The organism is Bradyrhizobium sp. USDA 3262 (assembly GCF_054060035.1).
In genome coordinates, this window is sequence record NZ_JBSSCT010000001.1 from 2254941 (window position 1) to 2280499 (window position 25559).

A 25559-nucleotide genomic window follows, 5' to 3' on the forward strand; every position below is an offset into this window, starting at 1 on the left:
CGGCATGCCTAGCTTCTTCATCGACAGGCCGATCTTCGCCTGGGTCGTCGCGCTGTTCATCTGTCTGATCGGTGCGATCTCGATTCCGTTGCTCGCGGTCGCGCAATATCCGATCATCGCGCCGCCCTCGATCTCGATCTCGACCAGCTATCCCGGCGCGTCGCCGGAGAACCTCTACAACAGCGTGACGCGGCTGATCGAGGAGGAGCTCAACGGCGCCGCCAACATCCTGAACTTCGAATCGACCTCCGACTCGCTGGGCCAGGTCGAGATCATCGCCAACTTCAAGCCGGGCACCGACACCAGCCAAGCCTCGGTCGAGGTGCAGAACCGCCTCAAGCGCGTCGAGGCGCGGCTGCCGCGCGCGGTGATCCAACAGGGCATCCTGGTCGAGGAAGCCTCGTCCGCCGTGCTGCAGATCATCACGCTGAACTCGACCGACGGCTCGCTGGATGAAGTGGGCCTCGGCGACTTCATGATCCGCAACGTGCTGGGCGAGGTGCGCCGCATCCCCGGCGTCGGCCGCGCCACGCTGTATTCGACCGAGCGGTCCTTGCGGATCTGGATCGATCCGGCCAAGCTGGTCGGCTACGGCCTGTCCGCCGACGACGTCAACAAGGCGATCACGGCGCAGAACGCCCAGGTCGCCTCCGGCAGCATCGGCGCTGAGCCGAGCACCGATACCCAGAAGATTTCCGCGCAGGTGCTGGTGAAGGGCCAGCTGTCCTCGCCCGACGAGTTCGGCGCCATCATCCTGCGCGCCAATGCCGACGGATCGACGGTCCGGCTGCGCGACGTCGCGCGGATCGAGATCGGCGGCCTCAGCTACCAGTTCAACACGCGCCTGGACGGCAAGCCGACCGCCGGCCTCTCGGTGCTGCTGTCGCCGAAGGGCAATGCGCTGGCGACCGCGAGCGCGGTCGAAGCCAAGATGAAGGAGCTGTCGCGCTTCTTCCCGGCCAATATCTCCTACGAAATCCCCTACAACATCACGCCCGTCGTGAAGGCCTCGATCGAGAAGGTCCTGATGACGCTGGTCGAGGCGGTGGTGCTGGTGTTCATCGTGATGTTCCTGTTCCTGCAGAACATCCGCTACACCATCATCCCGACCATCGTGGTTCCCGTGGCGCTGCTCGGCGCCTGCGCCACGCTGATGATCGCGGGCTTCTCGATCAACATGCTGACGATGTTCGGCATGGTGCTGGCGGTCGGCATCCTCGTCGACGACGCCATCGTCGTGGTCGAGAACGTCGAGCGCATCATGGCGGAGGAAGGCCTGCCGCCGAAGGAAGCGACCAAGAAGGCGATGTCGCAGATCACCGGCGCCATCATCGGCATCACGCTGGTGCTGATGGCGGTGTTCGTGCCGATGGCGTTCTTCCCCGGCTCGGTCGGCATCATCTACCGCCAGTTCTCGGTCACCATGGTGGCGGCGATCGCGTTCTCGGCGCTGCTCGCGCTGTCGTTAACGCCGGCGCTGTGCGCGACGCTGCTCAAGCCGGTCAAGAAGGGCCACGGCCATGCCAGCAAGGGCGTGTTCGGCTGGTTCAACCGCGTGCTCGACACCAGCCGCGCCGGCTATACCCGCACCGTGCAGGGTTCGCTGAAGCGCACCGGCCGCCTGATGCTGATCTACCTCGTGCTGTTCCTCGGCGTCGCCTACGGCTTCGTGCGGTTGCCCGGCGGCTTCCTGCCGGTCGACGACCAGGGCTTCATCACGACCGACGTGCAGACGCCGTCGGAGTCGTCCTATGCGCGCACCGAAGCTGCGGTCGAGCAGGTCGAGAAATACCTCAAGGACCGCGCCGGCATCGAGAACGTCACCTTCCTCACCGGCTTCAGCTTCCTCGGCCAGGGCATGAACACCGCGCAGGCCTTCATCACCCTGAAGGACTGGTCGGAGCGCGGCCCGAAGGATTCCGCCGCCGCCATCGTTGCCGACATCAACCGCGATTTGTCGTCGATCCGCGACGCCAGGATCTCGGCGCTGCAGCCGCCGCCGATCGACAACCTCGGCAACTCCTCGGGCTTCTCGTTCCGCCTGCAGGACCGCGGCCAGAAGGGCTACTCGGCGCTGATCGCCGCGTCCGATCGCCTGATCGCGGAGGCCAATGCCAGCCCGATCCTGCAGAAGGTCTATGTCGAAGGCCTGCCGCCGGCGCCGCAGGTCAATCTGATGATCGACCGCGAGAAGGCGGGCGCGTTCGGCCTCACCTTCGAGGACATCAACAACACGATCTCGACCAATCTCGGCTCGAACTACATCAACGACTTCCCGAACCGCGGGCGCATGCAGCGCGTCATCGTGCAGGCCGACAAGACCAGCCGCATGAACGCGGACGACATCCTCAACTACAACGTCAAGAACAGCCGCGGCCAGCTGGTGCCGTTCTCGGCCTTCGCCACCATCGAGTGGACGAAGGGGCCGACGCAGATCGCGGGCTTCAACTACTATCCGGCGGTGCGCATCTCCGGCGAGGCGCGGCCCGGCTTCACCTCGGGCGATGCGATCGCCGAGATGGAGCGGCTCGCCGACAAGCTGCCGCGCGGCTTCGGCTATGAATGGACCGGCCAGTCGCTGCAGGAGAAGCTGTCGGGCTCGCAGGCGCCGTTCCTGCTCGCGCTGTCGGTGCTGGTGGTGTTCCTCTTGCTGGCCGCGCTCTATGAGAGCTGGACCATTCCGCTCGCGGTGCTGCTCACCATTCCGCTCGGCATTCTCGGTGCGGTGGTGGCGGCGACGATGCGCGGGCTCTCCAACGACGTCTATTTCACCGTCGGCCTGATCACCATCATCGGCCTTGCCGCCAAGGACGCGATCCTGATCATCGAGTTCGCCAAGGATCTGCGCGCGCAGGGCAAGCCGCTGGTCGAGGCGACCATCGAGGCGTGCAGCCTCAGATTCCGCCCGATCCTGATGACCGGTCTTGCCTTCGTCTGCGGCGTGCTGCCGATGGCGATCGCGACCGGCGCCGGCGGCGCCAGCCAGCAGGCGCTCGGCACGTCGGTGATGGGCGGCATGATCGCGGTGGTGATCCTCGCGCTGCTGCTGGTGCCGGTGTTCTTCGTCAGCGTGCAGCGCGTGCTGGCCGGCGATCGCGAGACGGCGCCGGGGCAGGGTGAGGCGTACGGACCGCCCGCGCCGGCGAGGATCGGTCACTGATATCAGAGACCGACGCCGGTCAGATCAGCGGCTTGCTTTCGCAAGCCGACCAATCCAGATTGCAGCTCTGGATTGAACGGGGAGCGTTTGGGCAACCCCGGGATTGAGGGCATGCGATGCGGCCGAGCGATATTGCGATCTCGAATTATCGCTCGATCCGGCGGCTCTTCATGCCCATCCAGCCGCTGTCAGTCTTCGTCGGCGAGAACGGTGTCGGCAAATCCAATCTCTACAAGTCCCTGTCGCTGCTACGCGACGCGGCGACCGGCCGGATCACACGCACGATCTCCGACGAAGGCGGTTTGTATTCCGTCTTCTGGTCCGGCAATCGCAGACGCGGAGACGATGCGCGTCTGCGGTTGGCTGTGAGATTCGACCACGTCAGATATTCCATCGAGCTCGGATTCCCGAGCCCGATCGTGGCGGCATTTCCCGGTGAGCCGATGATCAAGTCCGAAACGATCGAGGCGACCCACGGCAAGAAAACTATACTGATGATGGAGCGCACTAACTCACTCGTCAGTGTCCGCGATGAGAACGGCACCTGGAGCCAGCACAAGGATGCGGTGCTGCCGTCGGAAACCGCGCTGGCCGGATTTTCGGATGGTAAGGGAAGTCCCGAGATCGACCTGATCCGAAATGCAATGCTGAGTTGGCGATTCTATCACGACTTCCGGACCGATCCGGCGTCGCCGATACGAAAGCCGTGTCTCGCGATCACGACACCTTCGCTGAGCGCCGATGGCCACGATCTGGCTGCCGTGTTGGCAACCCTGTTCACGATCAGGCAGGATGCCGGCGATCTGCAGGATGCGATCGAGGACGCATTTCCGGGCGCCGAACTGCGGGCATGGGAAAAAAATGGGCTATGTGAATTCCAGTTGCAACAGGCGGACATGCCGCGTCCGTTCAAGGCGCACGAACTATCCGATGGGACGCTGAAGTATATCTGCCTGCTCGCCGTGTTCATGGGCTATCGGCTGCCGCCGTTCATCGCGCTGAACGAGCCCGAGACCAGCCTGCATCCGTCGCTGCTGGCGCCATTGGCGAGGCTGATCGCCAAGGCGTCGCGCCGCGCCGACATCTGGATCGTCACCCATTCGGAACATCTGATGGAGGCGTTGCGAAGCGAGAGCTCTGTCCCGCTGCGCCGGGTGATCAAGGCAAAGGGCGCCACGACCATCGAGGGCCTGTCCCTCGGCGGTGAATTTCGTGACCGGGAAGACGACGAGGATGACGATGACGACGATTAGGTCGCGCCTTCGCCTTACTGCCCGAGCGGCTTCAGGATCTTGATCAGCTCGCCGTGCACGAACTCGTTGCCGCAGACGACGTGGCCGGTCTGCAGCGGATCGTCATTGCCCTGGATGCCGGAGACGGTGCCGCCGGCTTCGCGGACCATCAGCAGGCCGGCCGCGACGTCCCAGGCCTGCAGGTTGCGCTCCCAATAGCCGTCGAGGCGGCCGGCGGCGACGAAGGCGAGGTCGAGCGAGGCGGCGCCGAAGCGGCGGAAGCCCGCGACCTTCGTCTGCAGCGCGGCCATCTCCTGCAGCGCCAGCTGGTGATTGCCGCGGCCGATATGCGGCAGGCCGCAGGCGACCACGCATTCGTTGAGCTGGCGGCGGCCGGCGACGCGCAGCCGCTGGTCGTTCAGGAACGCGCCCTTGCCGCGCTCGGCGATGTAGAGCTCGTCATTGGCGGGATTGTAGATCACGCCCGCGATCACGGTGTCCTCGCGCTTGAGCCCGATCGAGATCGCGAATTGCGGGATGCCGTGCAGGAAGTTGGTGGTGCCGTCCAAGGGATCGACGATCCAGGTGTGGCTCTTGTCGCTGCCTTCGCGCTTGCCGCCTTCCTCGCCGAGGAACCCGTAACCGGGCCGGGCCTTCTCGAGGTCGGTGTAGAGCATCTCCTCGGCGCGCTTGTCGGCGAGCGAGACGAAGTTCGCCGGCCCCTTCAGCGACACCTGGAGATGTTCGATCTCGCCGAGGTCGCGCTTGAGGCTGCGGCCGGCGCGACGCGCGGCCTTGACCATGACATTGATGAGAGCGGAGTAGAGCATGATGGAAGCTGGTGGCTTTCGAGCGTTGGAAATCGATCGGGCAGCGTGGGCAAGACCCTGCCCGTCATCCTGAGGAGCGCGGAACGCGCGTTTCGAAGGATCGTCGGCCCGGTCCGGGGCCGTGCATCCATCGAGGCTCGCTCCGCTCGCACCTCAGGATGACGGGAAACGGCCTGTGGCGCCCTGGGTTTCGGACTGGGTGCCCTCTGGAAGTGGCGCCGTCAAGGCGTCATTTGACGTTGTTTCCGATCCATTTTCGCGCGGCTGCCTCGGCCTTGGCGCGGTCTTCCGGGCTCATATCGGCGAGGATGTCGTCGAGATCGCGGGTCGCCCTTGCCGGCGGTCTTGGCGACCGTGTGCCATTTCAGCGCCTCGACCTTGTCCACCGGGGCGCCGGCACCGGTCGCCAGCACATGGGCGAGGCGGTTCTGCGCGATCGCGCTGTTCTGCCGGGCCGCCTTGCGCAGCAGCGCCACCGCCGCCGGCACGTTCCGCGGCGTGCCCGAGCCGTTGTAGAGCGCGATGGCATATTCGACCTCGGCATCGACATTGTCGGCCAGCGAGGCGGCCTGCAGCAGCCGCGCCGCCTTCTCGAGGTCCTTCGGCACGCCGGTGCCTTCCTTGTAGAAGGTCGCGAGCGCGTATTGCGCCTCGGGGCTGCCGGCGTCGGCGGCCATGCGCAAGAGCTCGGCGGAGCGGCGGAGGTCCTGCGGCAGGGTCTGGCCGTCGAGATAGAGCAGCGCGAGATTATAGGCCGCCTTGGGCTCGCCGAGCTTGGCCGACGAGGCCAGCAGCTTGACCGCGGCATCCTTGTCGACCGTGCCGCCGCGGCCCGCGATCTTCATCATGGCGAGCGCGAACATCGCCTCGCGGTCGCCGGCATCGGAGGCGCGCTTGTACCACTCGTCGGCCTTGACGTAGTCGCGCTTGACGCCGAGCCCGTTGGCATAGAGCTCGCCCAGCATCGTCATGGCCTTGGCATCGTTGTTGTTCTGCGCGCGCACGGTCGCGAGGTCGAACGCGGTCTTGTACATGCCGCGCTGATAGGCGCCGTAGACGAGGTCGACATTGGGATCCTCGACGGCCTGGGTCGGGGTCGGCGAGGGCGTCGGGGATGCGGCAGGCTTCGGTGTTGCGGAGGCGGCGGGCTTCGGCGTCGGCTTCTTCGCGACCGGCGAATGCACCTTCGGCTTCGGAGCCTCCTTCTTCGCGGGCGGCGGCGTCTGGGCCGGCGGCGTGATCGAGAGCTGCGCCATCGCGCCGCTCGCCAGCATCGTGCAGCCGAGCGCAACACCTATCGGACGCAGGCATTTCATTCCGGCGTCATCCCTCGGCCTTTCCGTCGGCCTTGGCCTTGCCGAATGTGCCGGCATGCGCCTGCGCCATCGCGTCGCCGATCTCGACGAGCGCCGCCCTGGCGCCGCGCGGATCGGACCAGATGAAGTCTCCGACCAGCACGAAATCCGCGCCGGCCGCCGCAAACGCCTCGGCTTCCTCGCGCGAGGTTGCAAAGCCGACGCAGGGTGGCTCGAACAATTCGTTCCACCATTCCAGCCGCTCGGCGATGGCCTCGCGCGAGGGCCGCTGTCCGTTGGCGTCGGGCTCTCCGAACAGCACATAGTCGGCACCGGCTTCGCCTGCGGCCATGGAATCGTGGCGGGTCGCGAGCCCGCCGACGCCGACAATGCGGTCGGGCTTCAGCGACGGCGCCGCCTCTTCCATCGCGGCGATGCCGGTCAGATGCGCGCCGTCGGCGCCGGCGCGAGCCACGATATCGGGATAGCCGTCGATCAACAGCGCCGCGCCGGCGTTCTGGATCGCAGGCGCCAGCGCCTTGATGGTGGAGATCATGCTGCGCGGATCGCTCTCGCGCAGCCGCACCAGCACGGCCGCGACATCGGCCGCGGCAAGCAGCTCGGTGAGCTCGGCCGCAAGCCGCGCGGGCTCATCGACCGGCGGCGTTGCCAGATAGAGGCGCGGCGCCGGCCGCGGCGGAACGGGCTTGGTCGCCAACTATGCCGCCTGTTTCTCGAGGCCGGCTTCCCAATTGCCGGTGCTCGCGAGTCCGTTCATCCGGGCGCGATGCGAGAAGGCATGCTGGCCCGCGGGCACGTTGTCGGGCTTGCCGGACCACGCCTTCTGCGGCGCCGCCTGCAGCGCACGGCCATAGGAGAAGGTCAGCCGCCAGGGCAAATTGCCGATCTTGTTCATGGCGTCGAGATGGGCGGTCGCTTCCTCGTCGCTCTGGCCGCCGGAGAGGAAGGCGATGCCGGGCACCGCGGCCGGCACGCAGCTCTTGAGCAGGCGGATGGTCTTCTCGGCGACTTCCTGCACCGGCGCCTGCTTCGGGCACTTCTTGCCCGAGATCGCCATGTTCGGTTTCAGGATCATGCCTTCGAGCGCGACGCGCTGCACCCGCAATTCCTGGAAGGTTCGGTTCAGCACGCGCTGCGTCACCTCATAGCAGCGGTCGATGTCGTGATCGCCGTCCATCAGCACTTCCGGCTCGACGATCGGGACGATCTGCGCGGCCTGGCACAACGCGGCGTAGCGCGCCAGCGCATGGGCGTTGACGCGGACCGCGGTCTGGGTCGGGATTCGCGGCCCGATGTCGATCACCGCGCGCCATTTCGCAAAGCGCGCACCGCGCTCGTAATATTTCTTCAGCCGCTCGGCGAGCTTGTCGAGGCCGACGGTGACGAGTTCGCCCGGGCAGTTCGGCAAAGGCTGCGTGCCCTCGTCGACCTTGATGCCGGGGATCGCGCCGGCCTGCTCGATCAGCTTGACCAGCGGCGTGCCGTCCTTGGCATTCTGCCAGATCGTCTCGTCGTAAAGGATGACGCCGGAGATGTACTTGCTCATCGCCTCCTGCGAGCGGAACAGCATCTCGCGATAGTCGCGGCGATTGTCCTCGGTCGAATCGACCTTGATGGCGTCGAAGCGCTTCTTGATCGTGCCGGAGGATTCGTCTGCGGCGAGGATGCCCTTGCCCGGGGTGACCATGGCAAGCGCGATTTTGTTGAGGTCGGAGAGGTTCATCGGGACGTCCTCCAGAGCCATTGCCTTTGCAAACCAAAATAGGCGGTTCTCGGGCAAATGCCTAGAAAACGTTCGTCGCGGCCGATGTTTGTCGCAGCCGGCGATCAAGCCTTCGGGACACCGCTTCCGACTGCGCCGGAGCCGGTGTCCCGCCGTAATGTTTCAGGCGATATGTTGTCAGGCAACCTTGTCAGGCGACCTTGGGGTCGAGCTGGCCCGCGGCGTAGCGCTTGGCCATTTCCGCGGTGGTCAGCACCTTCTTGATCTTGCTGGCCTGGCCCGCGGTGTTGAACTCCTGCAGGCGCTGCTTGCACAGTTTGGTCATCGCCTCCATCGCGGGCTTCAGGTACTTGCGCGGATCGAACTCTTCCGGATTGTCCTTCAGCACCTTGCGGATCTGGCCGGTCATCGCCATCCGGTTGTCGGTGTCGATGTTGATCTTGCGCACGCCGTTCTTGATGCCGCGCTGGATCTCGGCGACCGGCACGCCCCAGGTCGGCTTCATCTTGCCGCCATTGGCGTTGATGATCTCCTGCAGCTCCTGCGGCACCGACGAGGAGCCGTGCATCACCAGATGCGTGTTCGGCAGCTTGCGATGGATTTCCTCGATCACGTTCATGGCGAGGATGTCGCCGTCGGGCTTGCGGGTGAACTTGTAGGCGCCGTGCGAGGTGCCCATCGCGATCGCCAGCGCGTCGACCTTGGTTTCCTTGACGAACTTCACGGCCTCGTCCGGATTGGTCAGCAGCTGGTCGTGCGACAGCTTGCCCTCGGCGCCATGGCCGTCTTCCTTGTCGCCCATGCCGGTCTCGAGCGAGCCGAGCACGCCGAGCTCGCCTTCCACCGAGATGCCGCCGAGATGGGCCATGCCGGTCACGGTTTTGGTGACGCCGACATTGTAGTCCCAGTCGCCGGGGGTCTTGCCGTCGGCCTTCAGCGAGCCGTCCATCATGACCGAGGTGAAGCCGGCCTGGATCGCGGTCATGCAGGTGGCGGGCTCGTTGCCGTGGTCGAGATGCACGCAGACCGGGATCTGCGGATAGATCTCGGTGACGGCGTCCATCATGTGCTTGAGCATGACGTCGTTGGCGTAGGACCGCGCGCCGCGCGAAGCCTGGATGATGACGGGCGCGTCGACCTCGGAGGCTGCCGCCATGATCGACAGCGCCTGTTCCATGTTGTTGATGTTGAAGGCAGGTACGCCGTAATCATGCTCGGCCGCGTGGTCGAGCAGTTGCCGCAACGTGATGCGAGCCATTTCCATTTCTCCCTGTAGTGCAAGTTCGCGGATGTGACCTAAATCAACCGTTTTTCAAGACTTCGACGCCCGGCAGCGGCTTGCCTTCCATCCATTCAAGAAACGCGCCGCCCGCGGTCGAGACGTAGGAAAAATCACCGCCGACGCCCGCCTGGTTCAGCGCCGCGACGGTGTCGCCGCCGCCGGCGACCGAGACGAGCTTTTTGGCCTTGGTGCGTTCGGCGGCATGCTTGGCCGACACCACGGTGCCGCGGTCGAACGGCGTCAGCTCGAAGGCGCCGAGCGGGCCGTTCCAGACCAGCGTCGCCGCGTCGTCGATCGCGGCATGGATGCGCGCGATCGATTGCGGACCGACGTCGAGGATCATGCCGTCGGCCGGGATCGCATCGAGGCCATAGGCATGCGACGGCGCGTTGGCGGCAAACTGGTTGGCGACGACCGCGTCGACGGGGAGGATGATCGCGCAGTTGGCCGCGTTGGCCTTCTCCATGATCCGCAGCGCGGTCGCGGCGAGGTCCTTCTCGGCGAGCGATTTGCCGACGGCGACGCCCTGCGCGTGCAGGAAGGTGTTGGCCATGCCGCCGCCGATCACCAGCGCGTCGACCTTGTTCACGAGATTTTCCAAGAGGTCGATCTTGGTCGAGACCTTGGCGCCGCCGATGATCGCGATCACCGGCTTGGTCGGCGCTTCCAGCGCCTTGCCGAGCGCGTCGAGCTCGGCCTGCATGGTGCGGCCGGCATAGGCCGGAAGCTTGTGGCCGAGGCCTTCGGTCGAGGCGTGGGCGCGATGCGCGGCGGAGAAGGCGTCGTTGACCCAGATATCGCCGAGCTTGGCGAGTTCAGCGACGAAGCCGGCGTCGTTCTTCTCCTCTTCCTTGTGGAAGCGAGTGTTTTCGAGACAGAGGACGTCGCCGTCCTTGAGGGCGGCGACCGCCTTGGCTGCGGCATCGCCGATGCAGTCCTCGGCGAAGGCGACCGGGCGCTTGATCACCTTCGACAGCGCGTCAGCGACCGGCTTCAGCGATTCCTTGGGATCGCGTCCCTTGGGGCGGCCGAAATGGGCGAGCAGGATCACCTTGCCGCCCTTGTCGGAAATTTCGGTGATGGTGGGGGCAACGCGCTCGAGCCGGGTGGCATCGGTGACGCGGCCATTTTCCATGGGGACGTTGAGGTCGACGCGCAGCAGCACGCGCTTGCCCTTCACGTTGACGTCGTCGAGGGTGCGGAACGATTTTGTCATGGGGGGTGTCGAACTCCTGGGGTCATTCCGGGGCGATGCGGAGCATCGAACCTCAGATGCGCAATTGCGCATCGGGGAATCTCGAGATTCCGGGTCTGGTCCTGCGGACCATCCCGGAATGACGGAGCGGCAAACACGCAGATGCCCGGCGCTTGGCCGGGCATCACGAACAGTCGAACTTAAACCAGCTTGCCGATCGCGACGGCGGTGTCCGCCATACGGTTCGAGAAGCCCCACTCATTGTCGTACCAGGACATCACGCGCACGAAGGTGCCGTTCTGCACCTTGGTCTGGTCCATGTGGAAGGTCGACGAGTGCGGATCGTGGTTGAAGTCGATCGAGACGTTCGGCGCGTTGGTGTAGCCGAGGATGCCCTTGAGCTGCTGCTCGGACGCACGCTTCATCGCCTCGTTGATCTCCTTGGCGTCGGTGTTGCGCTTGGCGACGATCTTGAGGTCAATCACCGAGACGTTCGGAGTCGGCACGCGGACCGAGACGCCGTCGAGCTTGCCCTTCAGCTCGGGCAGCACGAGGCCGATCGCCTTCGCGGCACCGGTCGAGGTCGGGATCATCGACATCGCCGCGGCGCGGCCGCGATAGAGATCCTTGTGCAGGGTGTCGAGCGTCGGCTGGTCGCCGGTATAGGCATGGATCGTGGTCATGAAGCCGGTCTCGATGCCGACGGTGTCGTTCAGGACCTTGGCGACCGGCGCGAGGCAGTTGGTGGTGCAGGAGCCGTTCGAGATCACCAGGTGATCCTTGGTCAGCGTGTCGTGGTTGACGCCGTAGACGATGGTGGCGTCAGCACCGTCGGCGGGCGCCGAGACCAGCACGCGCTTGGCGCCGGCGGTGAGGTGCGCGGAGGCCTTGTCCTTCGCGGTGAAGATGCCGGTGCATTCCAGCGCGACGTCGACGCCGAGCGCCTTCCACGGCAGCTTGGAGGGATCGCGCTCGGCCGAAACCTTGATCTTGTTGTCGCCGAGGCTGATCGAGTCGCCGTCGACGGTGACGGTGCCGGGGAAGCGGCCATGCACGGAATCGAAGCGCAGCAGGTGCGCATTGGTCTCGACCGGGCCGAGGTCGTTGATGCCGACCACCTCGATGTCCTTGCGGCCGGACTCGGCGATGGCGCGCAGAATGTTGCGGCCGATACGCCCAAACCCGTTGATCGCGACGCGGATTGCCATGCTCGTCTCCTCTAATGCTGTTGTCAGCCCCGCGGGAGCGCTCCCACGAGGTTTTTACGGCGGAACGCCCGGTTCGGCCGGGCGCGTACGGAAAAGATGGAGCTTAGGTAATCCTTTTTTGCGACAAGCTCAACCTTGGCCGACGGGTGTCAGGCCAGCGTCAGACGCGCTTGGTGGCAGCGTTAACGACGGCTTCAGCAGTAATGCCGAAATGCCGGAAAAGGTCCTTCGCCGGGGCGCTGGCGCCAAATCCGTGCATGCCGATGAATTCGCCGTCATGGCCGATCACGGCATCCCAGCCCCAGCGCACCGCGGCCTCGATCGCGATCTTGACCGGGGCGTTGCCGATAATGGCATTTTGCCGCTCGGCGGGCTGCGCCAGCAGCAATTCCAGCGACGGGACCGAGACCACCCGCGTCGCGATGCCGCGTCCGGCGAGCTGTTTCTGCGCCTCGACCGCGATCTGGACCTCGGAACCCGACGCGAACAATGACACTTTTGCGTCGCCCTGCGCTGCGACCAGCTCATAGGCGCCGTGGCTGCACGGGTTGTCGTTCGGCGCCGTGGTGCGGAGCTGCGGCAGGTTCTGGCGGGTCAGCGCCAGCACCGTCGGTCCGTCGACGCGGTTGAGCGCCAGTTCCCAGCACTCGGCGGTCTCGACCGCGTCGCAGGGACGGAACACGCGCATGTTGGGGATCGCGCGCAGTGCGGAGAGGTGCTCGACCGGCTGGTGCGTCGGGCCGTCCTCGCCGAGGCCGATCGAGTCATGGGTCATGACATAGACGACGCCCGTGCCCATCAGCGCCGACAGCCGCATCGCGGGGCGCGCATAATCGGTGAACACCAGGAAGGTGGCGCCGTTCGGCGCGAAGCCGCCGTGCAGGAAGATGCCGTTGAGGCACGCCGCCATGCCGTGCTCGCGGACGCCGTAATGGATGAAGCGGCCCTTCGGCGTCTTGGCGCCGAACGCCGTCGCCGACTTCGCCTTGTTGTTGTTGGAGCCGGTGAGGTCGGCCGAGCCGGCCACGAACTCCATCGGCATCGCAGCCGCGATCACCTCGATCGCGGCTTCCGAGGATTTGCGGGTCGCGACGTTGAGCGGATTTTCCAGGAGCCCCTTCTTGAAGGCGCGCAGCCCCTTGGCGAGCGACTGCGGCCGCTCGTGGCGAATGCGGCGTTCGAACTCGGCGCGCTTGCGGCTGCCGAGCTGCGCGAACTGCTCGTCCCACGCCTTGTGCTCGGCGGCGCCGCGGGCGCCTGCCTCGCGCCAGGCCTTCAGCACATCGTCGGGCACCGAGAACGGTTCGAGCGAGATGCCGAGCTTCTCCTTGGCGGCCTTGAGCTCGTCGGCGCCGAGCGCCTCGCCATGCGCCTTGGCGGTGCCGGCCTTGTGCGGCGCGCCGTACCCGATCGTGGTCTTGCAGGCGATCATCGAGGGCTTGTTGGATTTCTGCGCGCGGGTGATTGCAGCGGCAATCGCCTGCGGATCGTGGCCGTCGATCAATTCGGCGGCCCAGCCTGCGGACTTGAAGCGCTTCACCTGGTCGACGGAATCGGAGATCGAGGTCGGGCCGTCGATCGAGATGCCGTTGTCGTCGTACAGCACGATCATCTTGTTGAGCCGCCAGACACCGGCGAGCGCGATCGCTTCCTGCGAGATGCCCTCCATCAGGTCGCCGTCGGAGGCGAGCACATAGGTGTGGTGGTTGACGATCTTCTTACCGAACTCGGCGGCCAGCATCTTCTCGGCGACCGCCATGCCGACCGCGGTCGCAATGCCCTGGCCGAGCGGACCGGTGGTGGTCTCGATGCCCTTGGTGTGGAAGTTCTCGGGGTGTCCCGGCGTCAGCGATCCGAGCTGGCGGAAATGCTTGAGCTGGTCGAGCGTCATGTCCTTGTTGCCGGTGAGGTACAGCAACGAATAGAGCAGCATCGAGCCATGGCCGGCCGAGAGCACGAAGCGGTCGCGATCAGGCCAGGCCGTGTCGGCCGCATCGAATTTCAGGAATTTTGTGAACAGGACGGTCGCGACGTCGGCGGCGCCCATCGGCAGGCCGGGATGGCCGGAATTCGCCTTTTCGACGGCGTCCATGGCAAGGCCACGGATCGCATTGGCCATACGGGTGTGATCGACCTGCGTCATGATGAAAAGTCCGCCTAAAAATGAGGAGCTGATTGCGGGACGGATCGGGGCGGGCAGCCGCGATACGCGCGTGGATGGCCTTACGGGTTGCGGGTGGATTAGCACCTCAATTCCGCAAGTCCAAGGCGATGAAACGCCTCAAAACGGGGAAAAGTTGCCCGAAATCGCCCTATTTCATTCAACGGTGCATAGTTCTGCGCCGCCGTTGCGCTGGGCTCGCTTGCCACGTAAATTTCGTCCCGTAAACGCTTGCCGAACCGCCAGTTTTGCCGTGCGGCAGGCTTGTCTGCAGCAGGCTACCAAGCCAATCGAAGGGTCCACGCCGCGTGTCATGAGTGATCGTCTCGCCAACGGGTCTGGCAATACCGAGGCACCGCTTGCCGATATCGATGCTGCGACAAAGCGGCTGATGTCAGCGCTTGATGCGCTGGAGAGCTCGGTGGAGCGGCGCCGCGAGGCCGATCGCGACGAGAACGAATTGGCGAGCCGGATCCAGGCACTCGGCGCCGATCGCTCGCGGCTTGCCGACGAGCTCGACGGCTCGCTGGTGAAGACGCGCAAGCTCGAGCGCGCCAATCGCGAGATCGCGGAAAAGCTCGACGCGGCAATCGGCAGCATTCGCGCCGTGCTCGATGGCGGAGACAGCAGATGAGCCACATCAACGTCACCATCAATGGCCGGCAATACCGGATGGCCTGCGAGGAGGGCCAGGAGGTGCGGCTGCTGAAGCTCGCGGAAAATCTCCAGCAGCGCGTGGAATCGCTGCGTGGCAAGTTCGGCGAGATCGGCGATGCGCGGCTGACGGTGATGGCGGCGCTCACCGCCTGCGACGAACTGGTCGACGCCAGCGCACGCATCCGCAGCCTCGAGGAAGAGGTCGAGCAGCTGCGCAATGCGCGCGTTGCCGCCACCGACCGCGCCCGCGCCACCCAGACCGCGGTCTCCAACGCGCTCAACGCCGCCGCCGAGCGGATCGAGCGCACCACGCAGGTGCTCAACCGCACCATCGGCGGCGGCATCGCGATCGGGTGATCTTCGTTCGTCCCTGTTGGTCTCGGTGTTTCCACACATTCGTCATGCCCGGGCTTGTCCCGGGCATCCACGTATTTGTCTCCATGAAAAGAAAGACGTGGATGGCCGGGACAAGCCCGGCCATGACAGTTTCTTCCAGGAGCCTCGACTGCGTCTTCCTTACCGCTGGCGGATTGCGGCAACGATGGCTAGATTAGCCCCGCGAAGCTGCGTCGTGCGTCAGGAGCCATATATCCCCGGGGCCTTATCGATCCTTTAGGGAACTGTCCCTGGCCGGGTCCGTGGACCCGGACATATGGTGCCCACCTACTTTCGTAGGGAACTCCGGGATCGAGCGCTCCAACGGCCTCTGCGGCTTCGCACTGATTTTTCTTGTTGCCTTGTCGTCGCGCTGCGGCGGTTGAATTGTCTAGCAGTGTTGTGCCCCGCGATACGGGGCGTCCAGCGCGCCGCGGCGGTCTTACGAAAGCTCTGGCCTTAACGAAAGCTAGCGTCTCTGGAATGATGGATCGTCCGTTGTCGCGGACGACGACAGCGGAAGATGGATCATGCACGCATCTCCATCGAAGGCCGAGCTTCGGGCACTTGCTCTCGCCAAGCGCGATGCGCTGAGCGACGAGCAGCGCGCGACGGCTGCCGAAGCGCTCGCCAAGCGCGGCGCGCCGTTCGAGATCGCGCAGGGCATGATCGTCTCGGGCTATGCGCCGATCCGCAGCGAGCTCGATCCGGCGCCGTTGATGAAGAAGCTTGCCGACAAGGGCGCGCGGCTCGCGCTGCCCTGCATCAACGCGCGCGGCCAGTCGCTGACCTTCCGCAGCTGGTCGCCGCAGGACCGGCTGATGCTCGGGCCGCTCGGCATTCCCGAGCCGTCGCCGGCCGCCGCCGAGGTGCATCCGGACGTGATGCTGGTGCCGATCGCGGCTTTCGACAAGCTCGGTCACCGCATCGGCTACGGCGCCGGCTATTACGACTATACCTTCGCGCATCTGCGCAAGGCCAAGCATGTGATCGGGGTCGGACTTGCCTTTGCTGCACAGGAGACCAAGGCGATTCCGGCGCTGTCGCACGACGTCCCGCTCGATTATGTGCTAACGGAGCGCAAGACGTTCGATTTCCGGAGTAGCTAGCCTTGCGAATTCTCTTCGTTGGTGACGTCGTCGGCAGGACCGGCCGCACCGCCATCGCCGACCACCTTCCCGGCATGATCAGGGACTGGTCGCTCGATCTCGTGGTCGTCAATGGCGAGAATTCCGCCGGCGGCTTCGGCATCACCGAGGCGATCTATCAGGAGCTGCTCGACGCCGGCGCCGATGCGATCACGCTCGGCAACCACGCCTGGAATCAGAAGGAGGCGCTGGTCTTCATCGAGCGCGCGCCGCGCCTGATCCGCCCGCTGAATTTTCCGCGCCATTCGCCTGGCCGCGGCGCCACGCTGGTCGATACCAAGAGCGGCAAGCGCGCGCTGGTCATCAACGCGATCGGCCGCGTCTTCATGGAGCCGTCCTCGAACGATCCGTTCAGCGCCATCGAGCGCGAGCTCGAGGCCTGCCCGCTGCGCGAGGGCTGTGACGCCATCGTGCTCGATTTCCATGCCGAGGCGACCAGCGAGAAGCAGGGCGTCGGCTTCTTCTGCGACGGCCGCGTCAGCCTCGTGGTCGGTACGCATACCCATGTGCCGACATCGGATCATCAGGTGCTGCCGGGCGGCACCGCCTATATGAGCGATGCCGGCATGACCGGCGACTATGACTCGGTGATCGGCATGCAGAAGGAGGAGCCGCTGCAGCGCTTCCTCACCGGCATTCCCTCCGGCCGTTTCGAGCCGGCGGGCGGTGTGGCCACGCTGAGCGGCGTCGCGGTCGAGACCGACGATGCGACCGGGCTCGCGGTGAAGGTCGCGCCGGTGCGCGCCGGCGGACGGCTCGAGCCCGCGGTGCCGGGATTCTGGGTGAAGTGAGTTTCAGCGCTCGCTAGCTGCAGATTTTTTCGTCATTGCGAGCGAAGCGAAGCAATCCATCTTACCACAAGCGGCGGCATGGATTGCTTCGTCGCTGTCGCTCCTCGCAATGACGGGGATGGGGTCGCGGATTTCACGACTGCCCGGAACGAGGAGTGTTCGCATTATTTCGGAATAATGGAAAAATACTTCTGAGTTGCCCGACGTGTCAAGTGCAGTGTCGAGCGCCGACAGTCGCCGGCTTACTTTGCATGGGGTTGTTTTCCATATTTTGGCATTGCATCCCCCATCCCGGCCAGGGGTTGGCCTTAGCCCTGCCGAAAACCCATCCGGAATGCGCCCCAGTGGCGGCCGTTCACGACGATCGGCGATGACAGGTCCTTCATCAGCACGAAATTGCCGCCGCCCATGTCGCGGCGATAGGTCTGCAGCAGGAACGGTTTTGTGTTGGCCGCGACCTTGCTCACCGCGCGGTCGTTGAACAGGCGGCGGTTGCGGCAGTTGGCGTTGTTCCAGACCGGGTCCGGCCCCTGCGGCTGCCGGTAGTTCGGATTGTGGGTCGGCAGATAGCCGCTGCGCGCCCAGGCGACGCAGAACACGATGCGCGGGTCGCTCTTCTGGATCGGATCCTGGATCGCGGGCAATACGCGGTCGGTGAAGGCGACGTGGTCGGTCAGGTACTGCTTCGGATTGGTGCCGGCGATCTCGCGATAATTCTCGTCCATCAATTGCGCGAGCGTGATCTCGCCGCGCGCGACGGCAGTCTCGAACAGCTCGGAGATCTGCCTTGCGGTGTCGATCACGACGCGGATCAGCGGCGTGTCACTGGTCTCCACGCCGCTGTCGGCGATGGTCACGATCAGGCTCTCGGAGAGCTCGAGCAGTTTCGCGACGCGGCTGTCGGCGTGCTTGAGGTCGCGCGAGGAGAGATCGACGCCCTTGGCCAGTTCGTTCAGCTCGGCGATCACGCTGTCGCAATGGCCGAGATTGGAGGTCGCGGCGCGCGCCACGCTGCCGATCTCGGCGCCGACGGATGAGAAGCCTTCCTGCACGCGCATGATGATGCCCGAAATCTGCTGCGCGCCTTCACCGGCGCTTTTGGCGCGCAACGAGGCATCGCTGCTCTCGCCGATCAGGTTGCCGATCTGGCCGTCGAGATCGCGCACGGTGTCGGAAATCTGATGCGTCGCCTGGCGGGTCGCTTCCGCAAGGTTCTTGACCTCGCTCGCGACCACGGCAAAGCCGCGGCCGGCGTTGCCGGCGCGCGCCGCCTCGATGGTGGCGTTGAGCGCCAATAGATTGGTCTGCTTGGCGATCGCCTCGATCGAACCGGAAACCTTGGCGACCTGGCTCAGCGCGGAGCCGACGGCGGCGAGCCGCGCCTCGATCCGTCCGACCGCGGCGACGAGCTCGGCAATATGGCTGACCGCCGTCTCGACCACATGGCGGGACTCCGCGATCTGGCCGACCGCGGCGGATGCGGTCGTTTGCACCGCCTGCGATGCGTTGGCGATGTCGTGATTGGCAGCGACCATCGTCTCGGCCGTCGTCTGCAAATGATGGAAGCGCTCGGACTGGCTGCTGACGCGGTTCGCGACCTCCTGGACGTTGCCAGCGATGTCGGCGAGTTCCACCCCGAGGCCGCCAATGCGGTCGGCGAGCTGGTCCACCAGCCGCTCGGCCAGCGTTCGGTCCGATGACGTATCCAGAACTGCAAGCTGCGCGGCCGACATATCGACGCTTCCTCCGTTACAGCGGCCTGTCGGCCGCCGCAGCATTCCCCATTCCAATCCTACAGCGTGATTCGCGCTGCCGGTCTTGCCTGAGCGCGCACTGTGTAGCCCGGATGCAGCGCAGCGAAATCCGGGACTCCTGCCCGTGGAAAGACGCATCCCGGATTACGCTCCGCTGCATCCGGGCTACGAAGCGTTCAAAGTTTGTAGGCGGTGCGGAATCCGCCCCAGTGCCGGCCGCGCACGCGGATCGGTACGTCGATCTCGCGCATCATTACCGTGCTGCCGCCTCCCATGTCGCGCGCATAGGTCTGGATCAGATAGGCGCGCTGGTTGCGGCCGGCGGCGAGACCCGCGGCGTCGTTGAAGATGCGGCGGTTGCGGCTGTTGGCGGTGTTGTATGCCACGTCGCCCGGCCGCTGCGGCTGCGAGTAGAGCTTGTTATGGACCGGCAGATAGCCGTTCTGGTCGATCATCACGCAGAACGCCATTCGCTTGTCCCTGGCGAGGAACGCCTCCTGGAACGCCGGCAGCGTGCGCTCCGCCCAGTCCAGCATTTTGGTGCGGTACTGCACCGGCTTGGTGCCTGCGATCTCGACATAGTCGGTGTCGAACATGTCGGCGATCGTGATCGCGCCGCTCGCCAGTCCCTTCTCGAACATCTTGCTCAGCGCGCTGCCGGCTTCGATCGCGCGGGTGACGAGCTCGGCGTTCTCCTCGTGGATCGCCCACATCCGGTCTTCGATTTTTTCCCGCAGCTCGGCGGTTGCCGCCTCGAAGCGGGCCTGGCTGCCTGCCTTGGAGCGCTCGCCGATCCGGATCCTGCACGCGCCGATCTCCTGCAAAGTCGCGTTCAGGGTCTCTTGCGCCGGCAGCTTCTCGGCATCGGGGCCGCCGATCAAAATGCCGTCCATCGCGATCTCGTAGACCGGCGCGGTGACGATGCCGCGCGCGGTCGTGATCTCGATCTTGAGGCTGCAAGGCAGGCGCTCGTTCTTGCGCGGATCGCCGCGCTCGTCCTGGCGCAGCAGCACCGCGCAGCGCGCTTTCAGCTTCTGGGCGAAGGCGGTCACCGCCTTGCCGGCCTTGGCGACATTGTCGCCATGCGCGGCGGCTTCGCGCGTTGCACTGTCGATCTCGCCGGCGCTGGTGCCGACCGAGACGATGAAGTGCGAGGCGGAGTCGGCGTTCTGGCCCATCTCGCCGGTGATTTCATTCTGCTCGGCGACCGCGCCGTTGACGTTCTCGAACACGGGGCGGATCTTTTCGATCGCCTGCGAGATGCGGTGCACCGCGTCCGCGGATCCGGTGGCGTCCTTCTGCAACGCCTCGATCTTCCGCGTGATCTCCTCGGTCGCGCTCTGGGTCTGCACCGCCAGCGCCTTGACCTCGGTTGCGACCACCGCAAAGCCCTTGCCGGCGGCACCGGCGCGCGCCGCCTCGATCGTCGAGTTCAGCGCGAGCAGCGTGGTCTGCCGCGCGATCTGCGCGATCAGATTGACGACGTTGCCGATCGCGGCTGAAGACTCGCGCAGGCGATCGACATTGGCGGTGGCCTCGCGCGCCGCGGCCGCGGCGTCGTCGGCGAGCTGGCTCGCGCTGCGCACCTGCGCCCCGATGCCCTCGGCGGAGTGGGTGAAGCGGTTGGCGGCTTGCGAGAACGTCGTCGCGGTGCTCTGCGCATCGCTGCTGCGGCCGGTCAGCGCGTCGGTGCGGGTGCGGATGGTGGCGAGCTTGGCTGCCGTCGCCTCGGCGCCGTCGGCGACCGAGCTCGCGGCGCGTTCGAGCTGGCGGATCATCGCGCCGAGCTCGAGTTCCAGCAATTCCAGGATCTCCTTGGACGAATCCTTGGCCGAATCAGTCTCGGTCGAGACACCAGGGGCCGCGGCCACGATTGGAACCTGCGGCGCGACGGCCGGCGTAGCCGGCTCCGGCACTTGCTTTCGAAACAAACCGAACGCCATGTGGGCTCTTTGGGGGCTCTGGAAAGTTGCGGCGGGACGGGGCGATCCTCGCATCCGGTCATGAAGTCATGGTTAACAAGTGCCTCATATTCCGGCTTGCGGTAGTATTCCTCCGCCGGAAGGCCCCGCCGATCCTTTGATTTTGACCGTGAGGGGCCTATAAGGCCGCGTTTTCCATCCCTGTTCAGACCCTAAGCTCCGAAGAGACGTCGCATGGCCGGCCATTCCCAATTCAAGAACATCATGCACCGCAAGGGCCGGCAGGATGCCCAGAAGTCGAAGCTTTTCGGCAAGCTGGCCCGCGAAATCACCGTGGCGGCCAAGCTCGGCACCCCGGACCCGGCGATGAATCCGCGGCTGCGCGCCGCCGTGGTCGCGGCCCGCGCCGAGAACATGCCCAAGGACAATATCGACCGCGCCATCAAGAAGGCCGCGGGCAATGAGGGCGAGAACTATGACGAGATCCGCTACGAGGGTTATGGCCCCGGGGGCGTCGCCGTGATCGTCGAGGCGCTGACCGACAACCGCAACCGCGCCGCCTCCGATATCCGCTCCTTCTTCACCAAGTCTGGCGGCAATCTCGGTGAGACCGGCTCGGTCGCCTTCATGTTCGACCGCACCGGCATTATCGAATACGACGCCAAGGTCGCCTCCGACGACGCCATGCTGGACGCCGCGATCGAGGCCGGCGCCGACGACGTGGTCTCCAGCGAAGGCGGCCACGAGGTCTACGCCTCGCAGGACACTTTCCGCGAAGTGGCAAAAGCGCTGGAAGCGAAGTTCGGCGAGCCGCGCAAGGCGGCGCTGACCTGGAAGCCGCAGAACACTGTCGCGGTCGACGACGAGACCGGCGAAAAGCTGCTGAAGCTGATGGACCTGCTCAACGAGCACGACGACGTGCAGAACGTGTTCGCCAATTTCGAGGTGTCCGACGCTCTGATCGCGAAGATGGGCGGCTGATCCACTTGCTCCGCTGTCATCGCCCGGCTGGACCGGGCGACCCGGTATTCCAGAGACCTGCATTCGATCCGAGAAGCCGCGGCGTACTGGATCCCCGCTCCCGTGCTCAATTTCGCACTAGGCGGGGATGACGAGTGGGCCGAGTACAACGACCGCGGCAGGGGATGAGGCTCCGTTTGTGTTTCGTTCTCCCGGCGCAGGCGGTATCACTAGCCCATGACATCCCAGCCGATTCGCTCTCCCGTCCGCATCATCGGTATCGATCCGGGTCTCCGCCGCACCGGCTGGGGCGTGATCGAGACTGAAGGCAACCGTCTGGTCTACATCGCCTGTGGTTCGGTCGAGCCGCCGGACGATCTGCCGCTGGCGAGCCGGCTGCTCGCGATCCATGAGGGGCTCGCCGCCGTGCTCGGCGACTACAAGCCTGCGGAGGCGGCGGTCGAGCAGACCTTCGTCAACAAGGACGGCGTTGCCACGTTGAAGCTCGGCCAGGCGCGCGGCGTCGCCATGCTGGCGCCCGCAATGTTCGGTATCTCGGTCGCCGAATACGCGCCGAACCAGGTCAAGAAGACCGTGGTCGGCGCCGGACATGCCGAGAAGAACCAGATCCAGGTGATGTTGAAGATCCTGCTGCCGAAAGCCGAGCCGCCGTCCGCCGACGCCGCGGACGCGCTCGCGGTCGCGATTACCCACGCGCATCACCGCCAGAGCACCGCGCTGCGGCTCAGGGTGGCGAGCCTATGATCGGCAAGCTGAAGGGCCTGATCGATTCCTATGGCGAGGATTACGTGATCCTCGACGTCGGCGGCGTCGGCTATCAGGTGCACTGCGCGAGCCGCACGTTGCAGGCGTTGCCGTCGCCGGGCGGCGCCGCCGTGCTCTCGATCGAGACCTATGTCCGCGAGGATCAGATCAAACTGTTCGGCTTTCGCTCGGATCATGAGCGCGAATGGTTTCGCCTGCTGCAGACCGTGCAGGGGGTCGGCGCCAAGGTCGCGCTCGCGGTGCTCGGCACGCTGCCGCCGACCGATCTCGCCAACGCCATCGCGCTGCGCGACAAGGCGGCGGTGGCGCGCACGCCGGGGGTCGGGCCGAAGGTCGCCGAGCGCATCGTCAGCGAATTGAAGGACAAGGCGCCGGGCTTTGCCGATGTCGATCCCGCGGTGGTGCAGCTCTCGGGTGCGATCGACAACAACCGCGCGCCGCGTCCGGTCACCGACGCGATCTCCGCGCTGGTCAATCTCGGCTACGGCCAGCCGCAGGCCGCCGCCGCCATCGCCGCCGCCTCGCGCAGCGCGGGTGAGAAGGCCGAGACCGCGCAGCTGATCCGGCTGGGCCTGAAGGAATTGTCGAAGTGATGAGTGGATTGGAGCGCCTCTGTTCTTCACCTCGCCCCGCTTGCGGGGAGAGGTCGGATCGCATCGCAGATGCGATCCGGGTGAGGGGGTACAGGTCTCGACACACATTGCGCTCGCGGAAGGAGCCCCTCACCCCAACCCTCTCCCCGCAAGAGCGGGGAGAGGGAGAACAATCTCGTGTTAGTCTCGCATCATGAACACGCCCTCGCGCATGGTCTCGCCCGAACGCCGCTCCGACGATGTCGGTGACACCGCGCTGCGGCCGCAGTCGCTGACGGAGTTCGTCGGCCAGGCCCAGGCGCGCAAGAATCTCTCGATCTTCATCGAGGCTGCGAAGAAACGCGGCGAGGCGCTTGATCACGTGCTGTTCGTCGGTCCGCCCGGCCTCGGCAAGACCACGCTGGCGCAGATCGTCGCGCGTGAGCTCGGCGTCGGCTTTCGTGCCACCTCCGGCCCTGTCATTGCGAAGGCCGGCGATCTCGCGGCGCTGCTGACCAATCTCGAAGAGCGCGACGTGCTGTTCATCGACGAGATCCATCGCCTCAGCCCGGCGGTCGAGGAGGTGCTCTATCCCGCGATGGAGGATTTCCAGCTCGACCTGATCATCGGCGAAGGCCCCGCGGCGCGTTCTGTGAAAATCGAATTGTCGAAATTCACGTTGGTCGGCGCGACGACGCGTGCGGGGTTGCTCACCAATCCCTTGCGCGACCGCTTCGGCATTCCGATCCGGCTCAATTTCTACACCGAGGAAGAGCTCGAGAAGATCGTCACCCGCGGCGCCCGCGTGCTCAACATCGGCATGAGCCCCGACGGCGCCAACGAGATCGCGCGCCGCGCCCGCGGCACGCCGCGCATCGCCGGCCGCCTGCTGCGCCGGGTGCGCGACTTTGCCTCCGCCGCCGACGCCGATTCCGTCGACCGCGGCATCGCCGACCGGGCGTTGAGCGCGCTCGAGGTTGACAGCGCCGGGCTCGATGCGATGGACCGGCGCTATCTCACCACCATCGCCTTGAACTATGGCGGTGGACCCGTCGGCGTCGAGACCATGGCGGCGGCGCTGTCGGAGCCGCGCGATGCGATCGAGGACATCATCGAGCCCTATCTGATCCAGTGCGGCTATCTGCAACGTACTCCGCGTGGCCGGCTTCTGACCTCGCACGCCTTCCGCCATCTCGGCCTCGCCGAGCCGAACCGCGATCCCTCGCAGTTCGGCCTGTTTGGCGGCAATGGCGACGAGGATTGACGCATGATCCGGAAGAGCGCGAAGCGGTTCTTCATGCTCAAAGGCCTCCGCTCCCGAAGTCGTGAAGAGACGTGTTGATGCGGCGCGTCGCGCTTGCCGGTAACCTTGCGCGCTAACCATTGCGGCATCTCTGCAGGCCCATCGGCACAAACGCGGCCCAATTTCGCTCCAATCAAAGGGCCAATGATAACTCAGAGCATTTTCGACAAGCGCCAGGCATCACCGATCACACGTCCATGATTTCACGTCGTCATTTTCTGCGCGGGTTCGGTGGATTGACCGCCGCCACCGCTTCGACCGCGGCCTATGGCTTGAGCGAGCCGGTCGTCCGCCTCGCGCTCACGCGCTACGATCTGTCGCCGCGGCAATGGCCGGCGGACTTTCCGCTCAAGATCGCCGCACTCGCCGACATCCACGCCTGCGATCCCTGGATGTCGCTCGATCGCATCGCTGAGATCGTCGAGCGGACGAACGCCCTGAACCCCGACATCATCGTGCTGCTCGGCGACTATGTCGCCGGGCTACGTCATGTGACGCGCTTCATTCCGGCCTCCGACTGGGCCGCGGTGCTGAAGGGCCTGAAGGCGCCGCTCGGCGTGCACGCCGTGCTCGGCAACCACGACTACTGGGAAGACAAGGCGGTACAGCGCTTGGGGCGCGGCATCCCGCTCGCGCGCCGTGCGCTGGAGGCGGCGGGGATTCCGGTCTACGAGAACGACGCGGTGCGGCTCGCCAAGGACGGCCGTCCATTCTGGCTCGCCGGTCTCGGCGACCAGCTCGCCTTCATGGCGGCGCGGCCCTATCGCCAGGTCTCGCGCATCGGCGTCGACGATCTCAACGCGACGCTTGCCAAGGTCACGGACGATGCGCCGGTGATCCTGCTCGCGCATGAGCCCGACGTCGCGCTCCGCGTGCCCTCGCGCGTCGCGTTGCAGCTGTCCGGCCACACACATGGCGGACAGGTGCGGCTGCTCGGCTGGTCGCCTGCGGTGCCGGTGAAGCACGGCATGCGGCTCGCCTATGGCCATATCAAGCTGAAATGCGACGTCGTCGTCTCCGGCGGCCTCGGCTGCAGCATCATGCCGTTCCGCCTCGGCGTGCCGCCCGAGATCGTGCAGATCACGCTTGGCGCAAAGGGGCCGGTGGTGTCCTGATCCCCAATTGGCGGTGGCCGCGACTGTCTATTGGGAAATGGCCATGCTATATTGTCTATATGAGTTCAG

The 25559-nt window shown here is 65.6% G+C and carries 20 protein-coding genes, 1 other RNA gene and 1 pseudogene; 12 read left to right on the forward strand and 10 right to left on the reverse strand.

The window, feature by feature from the left end; all coding sequences use genetic code 11:
• Window positions 1-4: 4 nt before the first annotated feature.
• The gene (locus tag ACVWYP_RS10440; protein WP_304498558.1) at window positions 5-3160 is read left to right on the forward strand and encodes a multidrug efflux RND transporter permease subunit; all 3156 of its coding nucleotides are present in this window, start codon (window positions 5-7) and stop codon (window positions 3158-3160) included.
• Between the two features lie 116 nt (window positions 3161-3276).
• Window positions 3277-4413 (forward strand): AAA family ATPase, encoded by a 1137-nt coding sequence (locus ACVWYP_RS10445; protein ID WP_304498559.1) that lies wholly within the window; start codon window positions 3277-3279, stop codon window positions 4411-4413.
• A 14-nt stretch (window positions 4414-4427) separates the two neighbouring features.
• Here ACVWYP_RS10445 and ACVWYP_RS10450 read toward each other — a convergent pair whose 3' ends face one another.
• The 8 genes and pseudogenes from ACVWYP_RS10450 to tkt all read right to left on the reverse strand — a co-directional run bounded on the left by ACVWYP_RS10450 (window position 4428) and on the right by tkt (window position 14089).
• Window positions 4428-5222 (reverse strand): inositol monophosphatase family protein, encoded by a 795-nt coding sequence (locus ACVWYP_RS10450; protein WP_028332804.1) that lies wholly within the window; start codon window positions 5220-5222, stop codon window positions 4428-4430.
• A 229-nt stretch (window positions 5223-5451) separates the two neighbouring features.
• Window positions 5452-6538, reverse strand: a pseudogene (locus ACVWYP_RS10455) (tetratricopeptide repeat protein).
• Between the two features lie 7 nt (window positions 6539-6545).
• Complete coding sequence (locus ACVWYP_RS10460) at window positions 6546-7235, reverse strand: thiamine phosphate synthase (protein WP_304498561.1); 690 nt, start codon at window positions 7233-7235, stop codon at window positions 6546-6548.
• A complete protein-coding gene (locus ACVWYP_RS10465) occupies window positions 7236-8261 on the reverse strand; it encodes a class I fructose-bisphosphate aldolase (protein WP_304498562.1) in 1026 nt (341 codons plus the stop codon).
• Window positions 8262-8451: 190 nt separating this feature from the next.
• Complete coding sequence (fba, locus tag ACVWYP_RS10470) at window positions 8452-9519, reverse strand: class II fructose-bisphosphate aldolase (protein WP_028332808.1); 1068 nt, start codon at window positions 9517-9519, stop codon at window positions 8452-8454.
• A gap of 43 nt (window positions 9520-9562) precedes the next feature.
• Window positions 9563-10759 (reverse strand): phosphoglycerate kinase, encoded by a 1197-nt coding sequence (locus ACVWYP_RS10475; RefSeq protein WP_304498563.1) that lies wholly within the window; start codon window positions 10757-10759, stop codon window positions 9563-9565.
• A 179-nt stretch (window positions 10760-10938) separates the two neighbouring features.
• On the reverse strand, window positions 10939-11946 hold the full coding sequence (gene gap / locus ACVWYP_RS10480) for a type I glyceraldehyde-3-phosphate dehydrogenase (RefSeq protein WP_304498564.1): 1008 nt from the start codon (window positions 11944-11946) through the stop codon (window positions 10939-10941).
• A 160-nt stretch (window positions 11947-12106) separates the two neighbouring features.
• Entirely contained in the window at window positions 12107-14089 is a 1983-nt protein-coding gene (tkt, locus tag ACVWYP_RS10485; protein WP_304498565.1) for a transketolase, read from the reverse strand.
• A 331-nt stretch (window positions 14090-14420) separates the two neighbouring features.
• Between tkt and ACVWYP_RS10490 the strand changes: the two genes are divergently transcribed.
• The 5 genes from ACVWYP_RS10490 to ACVWYP_RS10510 all read left to right on the forward strand — a co-directional run bounded on the left by ACVWYP_RS10490 (window position 14421) and on the right by ACVWYP_RS10510 (window position 17078).
• Window positions 14421-14741 carry a DUF4164 domain-containing protein gene (locus ACVWYP_RS10490; RefSeq protein WP_028343976.1) on the forward strand — a complete coding sequence of 107 codons (321 nt, stop codon included), beginning with the start codon at window positions 14421-14423 and terminating at the stop codon, window positions 14739-14741.
• Complete coding sequence (locus ACVWYP_RS10495) at window positions 14738-15121, forward strand: cell division protein ZapA (RefSeq protein ID WP_024579212.1); 384 nt, start codon at window positions 14738-14740, stop codon at window positions 15119-15121. The genes ACVWYP_RS10490 and ACVWYP_RS10495 overlap by 4 nt, the downstream gene beginning before the upstream one ends.
• Before the next feature lie 201 nt (window positions 15122-15322).
• A non-coding RNA gene (ssrS, locus tag ACVWYP_RS10500) (6S RNA) lies at window positions 15323-15483 on the forward strand.
• Between the two features lie 186 nt (window positions 15484-15669).
• Complete coding sequence (locus tag ACVWYP_RS10505; protein WP_304498566.1) at window positions 15670-16248, forward strand: 5-formyltetrahydrofolate cyclo-ligase; 579 nt, start codon at window positions 15670-15672, stop codon at window positions 16246-16248.
• A 2-nt stretch (window positions 16249-16250) separates the two neighbouring features.
• Window positions 16251-17078 carry a TIGR00282 family metallophosphoesterase gene (locus ACVWYP_RS10510; protein ID WP_453945706.1) on the forward strand — a complete coding sequence of 276 codons (828 nt, stop codon included), beginning with the start codon at window positions 16251-16253 and terminating at the stop codon, window positions 17076-17078.
• 308 nt (window positions 17079-17386) lie between these two features.
• On the opposite strand, the gene ACVWYP_RS10515 is transcribed toward ACVWYP_RS10510, so the two are convergent.
• Both ACVWYP_RS10515 and ACVWYP_RS10520 read right to left on the reverse strand, forming a co-directional pair.
• On the reverse strand, window positions 17387-18811 hold the full coding sequence (locus tag ACVWYP_RS10515; protein ID WP_304498567.1) for a methyl-accepting chemotaxis protein: 1425 nt from the start codon (window positions 18809-18811) through the stop codon (window positions 17387-17389).
• A 197-nt stretch (window positions 18812-19008) separates the two neighbouring features.
• Window positions 19009-20775, reverse strand: a complete 1767-nt coding sequence (locus ACVWYP_RS10520; RefSeq protein WP_304498568.1) for a methyl-accepting chemotaxis protein — start codon at window positions 20773-20775, stop codon at window positions 19009-19011.
• 213 nt (window positions 20776-20988) lie between these two features.
• Here ACVWYP_RS10520 and ACVWYP_RS10525 point away from each other — a divergent pair, with 213 nt between their 5' ends.
• The 5 genes from ACVWYP_RS10525 to ACVWYP_RS10545 all read left to right on the forward strand — a co-directional run bounded on the left by ACVWYP_RS10525 (window position 20989) and on the right by ACVWYP_RS10545 (window position 25490).
• On the forward strand, window positions 20989-21735 hold the full coding sequence (locus tag ACVWYP_RS10525; RefSeq protein ID WP_016842553.1) for a YebC/PmpR family DNA-binding transcriptional regulator: 747 nt from the start codon (window positions 20989-20991) through the stop codon (window positions 21733-21735).
• Window positions 21736-21951: 216 nt separating this feature from the next.
• Window positions 21952-22479 carry a crossover junction endodeoxyribonuclease RuvC gene (ruvC, locus tag ACVWYP_RS10530; RefSeq protein WP_028343970.1) on the forward strand — a complete coding sequence of 176 codons (528 nt, stop codon included), beginning with the start codon at window positions 21952-21954 and terminating at the stop codon, window positions 22477-22479.
• Window positions 22476-23093 carry a Holliday junction branch migration protein RuvA gene (gene ruvA, locus ACVWYP_RS10535; RefSeq protein ID WP_038386561.1) on the forward strand — a complete coding sequence of 206 codons (618 nt, stop codon included), beginning with the start codon at window positions 22476-22478 and terminating at the stop codon, window positions 23091-23093. Before ruvC ends, ruvA begins: the two co-directional genes overlap by 4 nt.
• 193 nt (window positions 23094-23286) lie before the next feature.
• Window positions 23287-24336 (forward strand): Holliday junction branch migration DNA helicase RuvB, encoded by a 1050-nt coding sequence (ruvB, locus tag ACVWYP_RS10540; protein ID WP_016842550.1) that lies wholly within the window; start codon window positions 23287-23289, stop codon window positions 24334-24336.
• Between the two features lie 236 nt (window positions 24337-24572).
• Window positions 24573-25490: a metallophosphoesterase gene (locus ACVWYP_RS10545; RefSeq protein ID WP_304498569.1), complete on the forward strand. Its 918-nt coding sequence runs from the start codon at window positions 24573-24575 to the stop codon at window positions 25488-25490.
• The last annotated feature ends 69 nt before the right edge of the window (window positions 25491-25559 follow it).

Bases quoted from the DNA above. Each gene is read 5' to 3' on its own strand.
- ACVWYP_RS10515 (WP_304498567.1), bottom strand. From the start codon at position 18,811: ATGTCGGCCGCGCAGCTTGCAGTTCTGGATACGTCATCGGACCGAACG.
- ACVWYP_RS10445 (WP_304498559.1), top strand. From the start codon at position 3,277: ATGCGGCCGAGCGATATTGCGATCTCGAATTATCGCTCGATCCGGCGG.
- ACVWYP_RS10495 (WP_024579212.1), top strand. From the start codon at position 14,738: ATGAGCCACATCAACGTCACCATCAATGGCCGGCAATACCGGATGGCC.
- tkt (WP_304498565.1), bottom strand. From the start codon at position 14,089: ATGACGCAGGTCGATCACACCCGTATGGCCAATGCGATCCGTGGCCTT.
- ACVWYP_RS10505 (WP_304498566.1), top strand. From the start codon at position 15,670: ATGCACGCATCTCCATCGAAGGCCGAGCTTCGGGCACTTGCTCTCGCC.
- ACVWYP_RS10490 (WP_028343976.1), top strand. From the start codon at position 14,421: ATGAGTGATCGTCTCGCCAACGGGTCTGGCAATACCGAGGCACCGCTT.
- gap (WP_304498564.1), bottom strand. From the start codon at position 11,946: ATGGCAATCCGCGTCGCGATCAACGGGTTTGGGCGTATCGGCCGCAAC.
- ACVWYP_RS10450 (WP_028332804.1), bottom strand. From the start codon at position 5,222: ATGCTCTACTCCGCTCTCATCAATGTCATGGTCAAGGCCGCGCGTCGC.
- ACVWYP_RS10525 (WP_016842553.1), top strand. From the start codon at position 20,989: ATGGCCGGCCATTCCCAATTCAAGAACATCATGCACCGCAAGGGCCGG.
- ACVWYP_RS10520 (WP_304498568.1), bottom strand. From the start codon at position 20,775: ATGGCGTTCGGTTTGTTTCGAAAGCAAGTGCCGGAGCCGGCTACGCCG.
- ACVWYP_RS10440 (WP_304498558.1), top strand. From the start codon at position 5: ATGCCTAGCTTCTTCATCGACAGGCCGATCTTCGCCTGGGTCGTCGCG.
- ruvC (WP_028343970.1), top strand. From the start codon at position 21,952: ATGACATCCCAGCCGATTCGCTCTCCCGTCCGCATCATCGGTATCGAT.
- ACVWYP_RS10545 (WP_304498569.1), top strand. From the start codon at position 24,573: ATGATTTCACGTCGTCATTTTCTGCGCGGGTTCGGTGGATTGACCGCC.
- ACVWYP_RS10475 (WP_304498563.1), bottom strand. From the start codon at position 10,759: ATGACAAAATCGTTCCGCACCCTCGACGACGTCAACGTGAAGGGCAAG.
- ruvA (WP_038386561.1), top strand. From the start codon at position 22,476: ATGATCGGCAAGCTGAAGGGCCTGATCGATTCCTATGGCGAGGATTAC.
- ACVWYP_RS10465 (WP_304498562.1), bottom strand. From the start codon at position 8,261: ATGAACCTCTCCGACCTCAACAAAATCGCGCTTGCCATGGTCACCCCG.
- fba (WP_028332808.1), bottom strand. From the start codon at position 9,519: ATGGCTCGCATCACGTTGCGGCAACTGCTCGACCACGCGGCCGAGCAT.
- ruvB (WP_016842550.1), top strand. From the start codon at position 23,287: ATGAACACGCCCTCGCGCATGGTCTCGCCCGAACGCCGCTCCGACGAT.